The sequence below is a fragment of the Geodermatophilus sp. SYSU D00705 genome, assembly GCF_054050135.1.
Genome location: NZ_JBJGYT010000007.1, coordinates 1 through 12237, shown reverse-complemented (window position 1 = coordinate 12237; position 12237 = coordinate 1). Strand labels below are relative to the sequence as shown.

At 74.5% G+C, this 12237-nt stretch carries 9 protein-coding genes; 4 read left to right on the top strand and 5 right to left on the bottom strand.

What is annotated here, in order from left to right; translation table 11 throughout:
* Positions 1 to 120: 120 nt before the first annotated feature.
* On the top strand, positions 121 to 702 hold the full coding sequence (locus ACI78Q_RS07570; RefSeq protein WP_456922715.1) for a hypothetical protein: 582 nt from the start codon (positions 121 to 123) through the stop codon (positions 700 to 702).
* Between the two features lie 1714 nt (positions 703 to 2416).
* Here ACI78Q_RS07570 and ACI78Q_RS07565 read toward each other — a convergent pair.
* Positions 2417 to 2965 (bottom strand): hypothetical protein, encoded by a 549-nt coding sequence (locus ACI78Q_RS07565; protein WP_456922714.1) that lies wholly within the window; start codon positions 2963 to 2965, stop codon positions 2417 to 2419.
* Between the two features lie 152 nt (positions 2966 to 3117).
* Here ACI78Q_RS07565 and ACI78Q_RS07560 point away from each other — a divergent pair, with 152 nt between their 5' ends.
* Together ACI78Q_RS07560 and ACI78Q_RS07555 are read left to right on the top strand one after the other, a co-directional pair.
* Complete coding sequence (locus ACI78Q_RS07560; protein ID WP_456922713.1) at positions 3118 to 3576, top strand: hypothetical protein; 459 nt, start codon at positions 3118 to 3120, stop codon at positions 3574 to 3576.
* Between the two features lie 181 nt (positions 3577 to 3757).
* Positions 3758 to 4843, top strand: coding sequence for an NAD-dependent epimerase/dehydratase family protein (locus ACI78Q_RS07555; RefSeq protein ID WP_456922712.1), 1086 nt, complete (start codon positions 3758 to 3760; stop codon positions 4841 to 4843).
* Between the two features lie 16 nt (positions 4844 to 4859).
* Here ACI78Q_RS07555 and ACI78Q_RS07550 read toward each other — a convergent pair whose 3' ends face one another.
* From ACI78Q_RS07550 to ACI78Q_RS07535, 4 genes are all read right to left on the bottom strand, one after another.
* Positions 4860 to 6002 (bottom strand): glycosyl hydrolase, encoded by a 1143-nt coding sequence (locus ACI78Q_RS07550; protein WP_456922711.1) that lies wholly within the window; start codon positions 6000 to 6002, stop codon positions 4860 to 4862.
* Complete coding sequence (locus ACI78Q_RS07545) at positions 5999 to 7918, bottom strand: glycosyltransferase (RefSeq protein ID WP_456922710.1); 1920 nt, start codon at positions 7916 to 7918, stop codon at positions 5999 to 6001. Before ACI78Q_RS07545 ends, ACI78Q_RS07550 begins: the two co-directional genes overlap by 4 nt.
* Positions 7919 to 8039: 121 nt before the next feature.
* Positions 8040 to 8273 (bottom strand): hypothetical protein, encoded by a 234-nt coding sequence (locus tag ACI78Q_RS07540; protein ID WP_456922709.1) that lies wholly within the window; start codon positions 8271 to 8273, stop codon positions 8040 to 8042.
* Positions 8274 to 8778: 505 nt separating this feature from the next.
* A complete protein-coding gene (locus ACI78Q_RS07535) occupies positions 8779 to 9975 on the bottom strand; it encodes a glycoside hydrolase family 3 N-terminal domain-containing protein (protein ID WP_456922708.1) in 1197 nt (398 codons plus the stop codon).
* Between the two features lie 409 nt (positions 9976 to 10384).
* Between ACI78Q_RS07535 and ACI78Q_RS07530 the strand changes: the two genes are divergently transcribed.
* Complete coding sequence (locus ACI78Q_RS07530) at positions 10385 to 11746, top strand: sugar transferase (protein ID WP_456922707.1); 1362 nt, start codon at positions 10385 to 10387, stop codon at positions 11744 to 11746.
* Positions 11747 to 12237 lie beyond the last annotated feature (491 nt).

Sequence of the window (12237 nt, the reverse complement as noted above, 5' to 3'; positions counted from 1 at the left end):
GGGGACGGACCGGCCGTCGCTGTAGCCAACTGCGCCATCGGCGGCAGGGGCGGCGGCGGTGGCGTGATCGGTGGCGGGCCGGGGAACGACGGCAGCAGGGGGAGGACCGGTCGGACAGGCGTGTTCGTCGCCGAGAGGGTGTCGGCGCCCACGGGCGTGCCCGCGCTGGAGGCATCACCCGGGCGGGTGGACGAGGTGCTACCACGGGAAGTCTGCCGACTCCCGGACGGGAGTGCGCCGGTGGTCGTGCACGACGGCGACGCGAACGTCTGCGTCCACGTCTGCTCGTCACTGCCGACGACGAGTAGCGCGGTGGTCGCCCCCGACGTGCCGGCGGAGGGCGTGGTCGACGATGCCCTCGCTGTCGCCGTCCCGCCGGACCGTTGCCGGGTCTCGGAAGCGGCAGGTGGCTTGGCCTGCGGGGGTGCGGAGTCCGGAGCGGCCGTGACCTCGGCGTCCTCGAGCGGGGCCGGGGCGGAGGCGTCCCCGGTCGTCATCCCCTCGGTGGGAGGCGGTGGGGTCTCACGGCTCGCGTCGACGGTCGGACCGTTCACCTCCGCGGTGGGGCCGGACGGGATCGCCGGCTCGTCGTCTCGTCTGGGATCGGAGGCTTCCCGTGTGTCGGAGGCCCGGGAGGAGCCGCTCGCGGCAGCGGTCGACTCCTCGTCGGTCGTGCGGGGCTCTTGCACGGAGCCGGCGTGATCGGCCGCCGGTGGCGATGGGTGCGCGGTGAGTGGTGGGTCCGGTTCGGGGTCTTCGGGGAGCGGCGACCGGGGGCGCGGACCCAGCGGCGGTGTCCCGCGGTCTGTCTCGGCTGGTTCGGGGTCTGGAGTGGCGTCGACCGTCGGCGTGCCGAGGGTGGGGGCGGCGGGACCGGTGCCCGGGGTGGGCTCGACGGGGTCCGTGCCGGGGTCGGTGGAGGGTGTGTCGGGGACGGGCTCGACGGCATCCGTGCCGGGGCCGGGCTCGGCAGGCGACGGGCCGAGGTCGGTGGGACCGGTGCCCGGGGTGGCGTCGATGGGATCCGTGCTGGGGTCGGGGTCGACCGTCGGCGTGCCAGGGTCGGCAGGACCGGTGCCGGAGTCCGGGTCGGCCGCCGGCGTGGTTGGGGTGGCGTCGATGGGATCCGTGCCGGGGTCGGGCTCGGCCGTCGGCGTGCCGGGGTCGGTGGGACCGGTGCCGGGGGCGGGGCCGGCGGGATCCGTCCCGAGGTCGGGGTCGTCCGCCGGCGTGCGCGGGTTGGGGTCGGGGGGAGGCCTGCCTCCCGCACGTGCGGGCGGGTCGTCCACTGGCCGGTCCGCGTCAGCGGGGGGCGCTCCGGGTGTGGGCCGCGTCTCGGGGGGCTCCACCGCCGGCTGGCGACCACGGTCCTGCCGTGGAGGCGAGGGTCGATCGGTGGGGTCGGCCTCCTGCTGCTCATCAGTGGGCGACGTGACGTCGGGCTCTGGGGAACGCGCACGCACAGGGGCGTCGGACTCGCGGTTCGGGGAAGCGCTGGAGTCGCCCCTCGCAGCTCCTCGCGGGGACTCGTCACGAGGGGGGGCCGACGAGGGTGGGTCGGAGGGCTCGGAGCGCGGTGGCTCGGCGTCGCGCCGTCCGCCGGAACGCTCACCACTTGCCGAGTCGGCCGCAGGAGACGCATCGGTCGACGTCTCCCGACGGGCGGAGGCGGACTCGCCTCGGCGCGCTGCGGCGGCGGACCCGGACCGGGAGGCGGGTTCGTCGGCGCCCGGTGCGTCGGCGCCTCGTCCCGTGTCGGGCGGCGAGCTCTCCCGACCCCTGGTCCCGTCCTCCGATGACCGCCCGCGGTCAGTCGACGGTCCCTGCCCCCCGGTCTCGCCGCCTCCCTCGGGTCGCTGCGACCCTCGTTGCTGAGAGGCATCCGATGACGAGGGGGACGCGGCGGCGGGTGAGGCCTCGGCCAGCGCGAGCAGTAACCACCAGGCGCATGCGGCCAGCAGGAGCCCGACCACCAGGCGGCGACCCCAGGTGGACCGAGGAGCTGCCGTCGGCCGGCCCGGCGGACGGCAGGGTGCCATGACGATCGTCCCCGGCAGCTCTGCTGTGCCGGGCGACCGAGCAGGGCGCCTGCCGATCACCGCACGTCCCTTCGCCCATCAAGGGGCGACGCGCCAGCGGTTGGTCGGGCGTGTCTTCCCCCTGCTGTGGCTGGGGACCCTGCGACGCGGGCGGTCCTAGGGCAACATCCGCGCGCGGCAATGTGGTGGGACGCCGCCGCGTCTCCACCGGCTGTGACCAGAAACTGCCGTTACCGTATCGAAATCCACCGCCCTCCGGATCGTGCACCCAGGCGCCGCTCGCCCACGTCGCCGGTCGCCCTCGCTCGGCCGGCGACGTGGGCGACCGCCGACGGGGCGGTGAACGGTCCGGGGTGGCGCGAGCTCCGGCCGGCGGTTCAGCTGACGCAGACCGCCCCGGTGCCGGCGGCGGTGGCCGCGGCGAGTCCCGCGTAGGCGCGGTGCAGGACCTCGCCGGCCGGGACGCCGGGCTCGAGGACGGAGACGCCGGCGCAGACACCCAGCCCGGTGCTGCCGAGCTCGCTGACCGCGCCCACGACGCGGGCGGCCGCGGCCATGGCGCCCCCGAGACCGCCGCTGAGCACGAGGGCGAACTCGTGCGGGCCGGTGCGACCGAGCCAGTCGTCGCCGCGCACGGAGCGGGCGATGATCGAGGTGGCGGCGGCCAGACCGGCCGGAGCGGCGTCCCCTGGCTCCTGCACCCGCAGGACCACCAGGCAGCCGGGCACGTCGTCGACCGCGGCCAGCCGCTGCGCCAGGTGGGCCAGCACCGCGTCGGGGCCGGGCAGGAGGCTCGTGACGTCGTCCTGCGGCGAGGCGGTCGGCGCGGCGATCGTCGGGTCGGTGACCGTGTCCATGCCGAGGACGTCGGCCGGCGGGACGTCGAGCTGAAGCGCGGTGGAGCAGATCCACCCGGACGGGTGCACGTGGTCCCACTGCTCGACAGATGAGCGGGAGGTCACGACTCGGTCGCGCTCGGGGACGGAACCGCGTGGTTCCGCGACCGCAGGCCATACGCTTCCCGGCGCGAGTGGAGACGGCGCCGCGCGGCGCCGGCACGGGGGCGACGGGGGAGCAGGTGGCAGTCGACGACGACGTCGCGGCCGTGGCGTTCACGGCCGAGACGGAACTGGGGCCGGCGGCGATCCGCGCGGCCGGACGGCGCGCGGCGGAGGCCGCCCGCCACTACCTGCGGACGACGATCACCGAGGTGCGGGCGACCGGGTCGGGGATCCGCTACCTGGCGCAGGGGCCGGGCGGGTTCGAGCGGCAGATGGCGCTGCGGGTGACGTGGGAGGAGATCGGCGGCGGCCGGCGGCGGGTGCACCTCGCCGTCGGCGACTACCTGGTCGAGCGCGGCCGGGTGCTGGGCATCCCGGTCGGGCCCGCGAGCGTGCCGGCGTTGGGCTCGGCCCGCCGCTTCGCGGAGGCGCTGCGGGCCGAGCTGGCCGCCGCGCGCCCCGACGTCGACGGTGGGGGCGCGCCGCAGCCGCGCAGTTCCCGGGAGAGAGAGCCGGCCCGGCCGGTCGGGCGCTGACGGACGGTTCCGCGCGGCGCGCGGCGGCCCTACGAGGGGTGAGGGCGCGCCGGTGCGGGGCCCTACGTCCCTCCTACGACTCCTGACGCCTGCCTAGCGTCCGCGCAACGGACGGGGGCGTTCCGGATCCAGTGCTCGGGCGAGGAGTGCCCGGGCACTGGGGTGACGTCAGGAGGACCTCGTGGCCCCGCCATCCTCCTGGGACAACACCGTCCAGGAACTGTTCGCGGTCGACGACGTCCCCCCGGCCATCGAGCTGGCCGGCACCCCGGTGCTGGTCACGGGTGGCACGGGGTTCCTCGGCGCGTACGTCGTCCCGAGGCTGGTGGCCGCCGGCTGCGAGGTCACGGTGGTCGGGCCGGACGCCGGGTGGCGCGAGCCGCTGCGGCAGTCCATCCGGGACGGCGTCGTGCGGCTCCTCGCGGAGGAGGAGTGGTGGCGGCCGGTGGTGGCGCGCCGACTCGCCCGCCGGGCAGCCGGGGTCGAGCACCTGGTGCACCTGGCGTCCGCGCCGCCGCGGTCGGGCAGGACGACCCCTACGGCCCGCGCCCGCCACGAGGCGGTGGTGAACCTGGCCGGGACGCTGGAGCTGCTCGCAGCGCTGGGTGACCGGCTCGGGCACGTCGTGCTCGGGAGCTCGGTGGAGGTGTACGGGCACGGCCTCGGCGGTCCGGCGGACGAGGGGCTGCGGCCGACGCCGGACGACGCGTACGGAGCGGCCCGGCTGGCGGTGGAGGACCTGCTGCGGGTCGTCGCCGCTGAGGGCGGGCCGGTCGCGACGGTGCTGCGGTTCACCACCCTGTACGGGGCGGGGGAGACGGTGTCGCGGGCGGTACCGGCGTTCGTCCGTGCCGGGCTGGCCGGGCTGCCGGCGGTGATCGCCGGGGACGGGCTGGAGCGCCGCGACTACCTGCACGTCAGCGACGCGGCGCAGGTCGTGGTGCGGGCACTGGCCCGCCCGCCGGGCGTCGCCGGTGGACCGGTGTTCCGCCTGGTCAACGCGGGCAGCGGGACCGTGGTGCGGACGGTCGCGCTGGCCCACCGGGTGTGCCGGACGGTGGCCGCGCACGCCGGGGCGGAGCCGCCGGGGCCGCAGCACGTGGCCGGTCCGAACGCCGCGGACCTGGTGTGCCGCACCGACCGGGTGCGCGCGGAGCTGGGTTTCCGGCCGATGGTGACGCTGGAGCAGGGGCTGGCCGAGGAGGTCGCCTGGTTCGCCGCCCACGACGAGTGGTGGCGGGACCTGCGCCCCCAGGCGGCGGTCTGAGCGCGGGGGTGCGCGCTCAGGCCTCGCCGCAGGTCGGCACGGCGTCGGCCCACAGCGCCCACGCCGGCAGGTCGGACCGGTAGGCGGCCCGGATCGCGGGTGTGGCCGTGGCGCGCCAGTCGACGCGGCCGCCCACCTCCTGCTCGTCCTTGGCCCACTCGAACCAGTTGACCATCGCCAGCCGGGGCAGTCGCTCGGCCAGTGCCGGGTCGTGCACCTGGCGCCACCAGGCCTGCTTGACCGTCAGCTCGTCGGGACCGGGGCGGCCGGGTGCGTACAGCGCCGCCGTCTCGGGGATGGCGACCGGCTTGCCGTGCGCCTCGCCGTAGATCCCGTAGAAGTCGGGCACCCGGCGCTCGTCCCCGGCCAGGCCGGCGTACTCCCCGGTCAGCTGGGCCACGAACTTGCCTGGCTCGGGCACCTCGTTCTCGCCCCAGGGGTAGGCGCTGCCCCAGTGGTAGAGCGACATGCCCACCCAGTCCACGGCGTCGTCCCCCGGCCAGTAGGGGGCGTAGGGGTCGTCGACGCCGGTGACGGCACCGTCCCCGTCGGTGTCCAGGGCAGGGGAGTGCCCCTCGTAGCGGCCGCCGGCGAACGGGTAGCCCCCGCCGTAGTTCGGCGCCCACATGGTCGCCGAGCCCGGCGCCCCGGTGTGGACGGCGGCGGCGACGCGGCGGAACGCGGCGACGTACTCCTCGGGTTGCTGGCCCCACGCGTACCAGGAGCCGTTCATCTCGTGCGCGAACCGCACGACGACCGGCACGCCGTGGGCGTTCCAGCCGGCGAGCCTCTCGGCGAGGTCGCGGGCAGCGGTGTCGGTGACGGCGGCCAGCCCGTCGTGCGGTTCGAGGGTGAGCAGGAGCAGGCCGCCGTCGGCACGCAGCTGCTCCACCGCGCCGTCGAGGTTCCGCTCGTCGTCGGTGCCGAGCGGGAAGCCGGCGAAGCTCACCGCGACCGCGGGGGCCTCCCCCAGCTGCCCGGCGTAGTCGGCGAGCGTCTCGTCGGCCCAGTCGAGGTTCGTGCCCAGGTAGGCGCCGGAGGTGGGCACCAGGTCGGCGGCCGGCGTCGGCGCGCAGGTGGCCTCTGGGTCATCGGCAGCCGGATGGCAGCCGGTCAGGGTCAGGACGGCGGCCGCGGCCGCGCCCACGGCGCGCCTCACGCGGGCTCCAGCACGCCGGCGGCGGCGGGGCGGACGGCGTCCCCGGCGTCGGCGGCCCAGGTGAGCGCGCCGACCCCCATGGCGGTGGCGGACAGCGCGGCCAGGGCGCGCCAGTCGCGGACGCGGAACTGCAGCCGGTGCCGGTCCTCCTGCACGGAGCGGACGGTGACCTCGAAGATGATCGGCTCCTGTCGGTCGGGCACCCACATGGCGAGCAGCGTCTCCGTCCCGACGGCGAGGGGCTCCCCGGGCACGCGCACCTGCGCGCCACCGAGGGAGACGTCGACCATCTGGCCGGGCAGGCCATCGAGGGTGGCCGGGAAGGCGATGGGGAAGCGGTGGCCCTCGCGACGCTCGGTGCCGAAGCGGGAGCTGCGGATCCGGGCGATCGCGGTGGCGACGAACCCGGCGGTGACCAGCAGCCACAGCAACGGGACGACGGCTGTGCCGCTGACCGGGTACTCGGTCGGCGTGAGGCCGGCGAGGGTGAGCCCGGCGTAGACGACGGCGGCGAGGAGCACGACGCCGAGGGCGGAGAGCGTCCAGGGCACCCGGGCCCGGGCCCGCTCGTCGCCGGTGCGGCCCTTGGCGGTGACGGCGAAGGTGCCGGTGCCGCGCCGGAGGAGGGAGAGGGTGGCCGCGAGGTTGGACGGCAGCCGCACCATGTCGAACAGCAGCGAGAAGGCGGCGCGGGCGAAGCCCCGGCCGAGCAGCGTGACCGCCGCCTGCTGCAGCACGAACGACGAGCCGGCGAACACCACGAAGTGCCACGGGTCGGCCGCGACCGGGAACAGGCCGGTGGCGAGGACGGCGACCGGCATCAAGGCCAGGCCGAGGGTGCGCCACGAGTCGAACCACGCCGACAGCGAATAGCCGTAGCTCAGCCGCTGGGCGAGGGTGAGCCCCGGCGCGGTGAGCGGGTTGTCGGTGCGCAGCACCTGCATGGCGCCGGCGCCCCAGCGCTGCCGCTGGGCGTAGAAGGCCGCGGGAGTGCCCGCGGCGAGACCGCTGGCCAGGACCTCGTTGTGGTACGCCGTCCGCCAGCCGGCGCGGTGCAGGCGCATCGTGGTGTGGAAGTCCTCGGTGAGGGTCTCGGTGGCCACGCCGCCGACCTCACGCAGCGCCGAGACGCGCAGGACGGCGTTGGTGCCGCACCAGAAGGCGGCACCGGCGTTGTGCTTGCCGGCCTGGATGACCCGGTAGAACAGCGACTCCTCGTGCAGCGCCGACCCCGGCCGGTGGTGCTCGAAGGACGCGGTGTTGTAGAAGTCCTGCGGGGTCTGCACCAGGGCCAGCCGCTCGTCGGCGAAGTAGGGCACGGTGCGGGTGAGGAAGTCCGGCTCGGGCACGTGGTCGGCGTCGAACACCGCGATCAGGTCGGTGGTCACCAGGCGCAGCGCGGAGTTGAGGTTCCCGGCCTTGGCGTGGTCGTGCACCGGGCGGGTGACGTAGCGGGCGCCGAGCGCGGCGGCCATCTCGGCCACCTCGCGGCGGTCGCCGTCGTCGAGGATCCAGGTCTCGTGGTCGCCGTCCATCGCCAGGACGGCGGCGACGGTGGGCAGCAGCACCTCGAGGCGTTCGTTGTAGGTGGCGACGAGCACGGTGACGCTCGGCTGCCGACCGGTCCTCGGCGCGGTGCGCAGCCGCTCGCGGGTGGGTTCCACGTTCCACGTCGTGACCACGAACAGCACGAGCGCCACGAAGCCGTGCAGCTCCAGGACGAGGAACGGGACGCCGAGCCACAGCGCGTCGCCGTCGGGCATGGTCCAGCAGATGCGCCAGACGAGGTAGACGAGGGTGCAGACGACGGCGCCGACGGCGACCGCGTGCAGGAGCGCGCGGCGGGCGGGGCCCTCGGGCGCGGGCAGCTCGCCCTGCGGCCGGGGCCGCCTGCGGACCGGCGCGGTGGGAGGCACGGCGCGGGGGGCGGCGGCGAGCGCCCGGGGCGTGCGGTGCCGCCCTCGGCGAGCGCTGGACGTCTGCATGAGGGGCGCATCGGCGCCCGGTAGGTGGCGGTGGAGGCGATCGCGTCCTGGGTCACCCGTTCGGGGGACGGCGACCGCGCTGCCCGTTCGTGATCAGCAGGCCGATCTCCGAGAGCAGGGCGGCGGCCCACCCCGTCACCACGAAGATGTCGCCGCGGTGGATCCCGTGGTCTTCAGCGAGCCGCACCAGCACCGCGCCGTCGTTGATGTACTCGCCGGTGAGCAGCAGGAACGCGAACACCGTGAGGATCCCGGCCACGACGATCGCGAACAGCAAGCGGAGCACCGGGCGCACGGTAATCGGCCGCTGCTCCGGTGCGGCCGTCGCCGCTCCCGGTGTCCCTCTTCGAGTCAGTGCGGCGCCCGGGAACCGCTGGTCACGCATCCTCGGGGGAGTCGTCCAAGAGTGTCGCGGCACTTCCGACCCGGATCGCCTGTCGGCCGATCGCGAGAGTCCGGCGGTAGGCCAGGTTCGCGAGGGGCCGTGACTTCGTGTGGAGCCACACGTCCTCGAGGACCTCGAGGGCCACGCGCTTGGCTGCGCGTCGATCACCCCCTGCGTGTCGGGTCACCACATCACCGGCGATGGCCCTCAGGTAGCCGGATCGCTCGATCTCAGCCCAGAGTTGCAAGGTCTCAGCTCGTGCCTTCCTCCATCTGGTCACGCGGGGAGGGTGAACCTGATCACGAGTCGTAACCGGTCCTGTCCTCAGGGCCTCCCCTGACCGGGTGGTGAAGTCGACCGTTCGTGGGATGCCGGAGGTTGTGCAGTGCTGCGACGGCATGCGGCGCTACGCAGGTCGCAGAAGGCCGGCGCGCGCCTTCGCGGTGAGGGCGGTGCGGACGGCGGCGTCCACCTGGTGCGAGAAGCCGGGATCGCGTTCGGTGCGGGCCAGAACAGCGTCGATCATCTCCGGCGCCGTCCCGGCGTCCACGGTGAGGACGAGCGTTCCCCCGGCAGCGAGGAAGCGAACGGCGCGTTCCCCGACCGGCACGTCCCGGACGGCCTGCGCCGCGCCGAGATCGTCGGAGATGACAACCCCGCCGAAGCCGAGTTGCTCACGCAGGAGATCCGTCACGGCGGTGTGGGAGAACATGGCCGGCGCGGACGGGTCGATCTGCGTGTAGGTGGCGGACGACATCATCACGAACGGGTGTGCGTCGGAGGCAGCCAGCGAGCCGAAAAGGGCGAGCTGGTCGTCGTCCCGGGTGGTGACGTCGTCGGTGACGTCGGCGCTGACGTCGGTGTTCTCCTGCACCAGGCCCAGCCCGGGGAAGTGCTTGAGCGTCGCGGTGACCCCGTGCGTGGCCAGACCGTCGACGACCGTGCGGGCCGCTGTCCCGACGGCGTCGGGGGTGCTGCCGTACTGGCGGCCGTAGGCGCCGATGGGTGCGTTGCTCGCCTCGGTGTCCTCGGGGACGACGTCGACGACCGGTGCCAGGTCGAGGTTGATGCCAGCGCCGGCCAACGAAGCGCCGATGCCGGCGGCGAGCGCCGCGAGCTCGTCAGGGGGTAGCTGACCTTGCTCTACGGCCGAAGGCAGGTCCGAGAAGCCGGGGCCGGAGAGGCTCTGGACCGCGCCACCCTCCTGGTCGACGGCGATCCAGGGCTCAGTGCCCCCGGACGACTCCGTCCATCGCGCCGTCGCGGCGGCGAGCTCCTCGGCAAGCGCGGAGCTGCGGCCCTGGAGGAAGACGCCCCCAACGCCGGTGTCGGCCACGAGGGCGTCAACGGGAGAGAGGTCGTCCAGAGGCACGCCCACGACGAGGAGCTGGGCTACCTGCTGGCGGCGTCCGAGGCCGGCGAGTGCGGTGTCCACCTGCTGCTGCAGGGGGTCTGGCGGCGAGATGACGCTCGCGGTGGCCTGGGTGGTGCGACTGTCAGTGGCCGCCGGGCTCGGTCCTGGCGCTCCGCCGGAGCAGGCAGGCAGGACGAGGCCCACCAACAGGCCGGCCAGGACGATGCAGGGGGAAGCCATCGAACGCATCGACCGCATTGTCCGTCCTCACCCGACGCCTCGGCCGGGCTCGTCGGTCGGCGAGACTTTCGCGGACATCGACGGGCTCGGCGGCCGTCAGCGCCCGGCGGGCATAACCGCTGGTGGCCGCGCGGTGACCGTCTCCCGGAATTCTTGCGCCGATCCGGAACTGGCCAGGATCGTCAGGATTACCGCAGCTCCCAGTGGATAGAGGTCGCCTCTGTAGTCCTGTTCCATGCCTGGGGGGGAACCGCCACCGCACGGGGGTCAGATGGTGTCAGCAGTCGGCATCACCCACTCGCCCAGTCGATCCCATGGCCCCGAGGTCGGCGGGGGATGGTCGCCCTTCGCCGCTCGGATCAGCGGGGAGGGCACCGAGGCACGTCGGACCTGGCGCGCGGACTACGTGCGGCGTGCCGTGCTCCTCGATGCCCTCAGCGCCCTGATCGCTGGGCTGGTCGGCTACCTGCTCTGGTTCGGCTGGAACGGCTCGGGCAGTCCGGCGGTGGTCAGTGTGCTGGTCCTCCCGCTGCTGTGGTTGCCGGCGATCCTGCTCGCCCGCGGGTACGAGCAGCGGTTCCTCTGGATCGGTGTGGAGGAGTACCGCCGGGTCTTCGCTGCTGCGGTGGCGCTACTGGCCGCCGTCGGCACGTTCGCGTGGGCGTTCCAGATCGAACTCGCTCGTGGGTTCGTCGTCGTGGCCCTGCCCACGACCGCTGCCGCCACCCTCGCCCAGCGGTTCGCGCACCGGCACTGGCTGTTCCGCGAGCGCCGCCACGGTCACCTCCAGCAGACGACGCTGCTCGTCGGTCATCCCGTCGCGGTCGCAGACCTCGACGAGCAGCTCCAGCGGGCGCGTCACCAGGGGTACCGGGTGGTGGGGTGCTGCCTGCCTGAAGATCAGGTCTCCCCCGGGATGGACGCCTTCAACGGGTTGCCCGTGCTCGGCGGGCTCGACGAGGTCACCGACGTGGTGATGCGGTTCCAGGTGGACACGGTCGCCGTCCTGCCGAGCGAGGATCTCGACGGCACGTCCCTGCGGCGTCTGGGTTGGCAGCTCGAGAAGACCTCTGCTGAGCTGCTCGTCGCGCCGGCGATCACCGACGTCGTCGGCCCGCGGGTGCACATCCGTCCGGTCGCCGGGCTGCCGCTGCTGCACCTCGAGCGGCCGGAGCTCACCGGGGTGCGCCGGTTCATGAAGGCCTGCTTCGACCGGGTGGTGGCCTCCGCGATCCTGATCTTCCTCTCGCCGGCGCTGGTCGGGATCGCGCTGGCGGTGCGGCTCACGAGTCCGGGGCCCGTGTTGTTCCGTCAGGAGCGGGTGGGCCACTGCGGGCGGCCGTTCACGATGCTCAAGTTCCGCAGCATGGTGCAGGGCGCCCACCGCATGGTGGCCGACCTCGAGGGGGACGACGGCAACGGCGTGCTCTTCAAGAAGAGGGACGACCCCCGCGTGACGCGGGTCGGGACGGTGTTGCGCCGTTACTCGCTGGATGAGCTGCCGCAGCTGTTCAACGTCCTCCGCGGGGAGATGTCCCTCGTCGGCCCGCGACCGCCGCTGCGTTCCGAGGTGGAGCTCTACGGCGAGGACATGCACCGGCGATTCCTCGTGAAGCCGGGGCTGACCGGACTGTGGCAGGTCAGCGGCCGGTCCGACCTGTCGTGGGACGACTCGGTGCGGATCGACATCCGCTACGTCGAGAACTGGTCGCTGGCGTTCGACCTCATGATCCTGGCCAAGACGGTGCGTGCCGTCGTCCGGGGAGAGGGCGCGTACTGAATGAGAGTGGCGCTGACCTGCCGGGGCGACCAGGACCTTCTACGCTCGGCGCACCTGCCTTCCCCGCGGGTCGTTGTCGTCGATCTGAGCCGTGGAGAGTGGATGCCGCCGGTAGAGCTGGGCTGGGGAGCGGCCACCGTGGTCGGTATGCGCGAGGACAACCAGGACAGGTTCCTCGCCGAGCCGCCGGTCTTCGCCGTTGCCGACGGCATGGGCGGGCACGCCGGCGGGGCCGCGGCCGCGGAGGCAGTCGTGGAGGCGCTCCGCTCGCTGACCGACGGCGAGACGACGACCGTCGAGAGGATCCGGCTGGCGCTGCAGCGGGCGGACGGCGAGATCCGGGCCTTCCGCGGTCCGGACAGGGAGGGGGCAGGGACGACGGTCGCCGGGGGGGGGGGGGGGGGGGGGGGGGGGGGGGGGGGGGGGGGGGGGGGGGGCGCGGGGGGCGCGGGGCGGGGTGGTATGGGGGGGGGCGGGGGGGGGGCCGGGGG

Coding starts and splice junctions, on each gene's coding strand:
- ACI78Q_RS07535 (WP_456922708.1), bottom strand. CDS start 9,975: ATGCGTTCGATGGCTTCCCCCTGCATCGTCCTGGCCGGCCTGTTGGTG.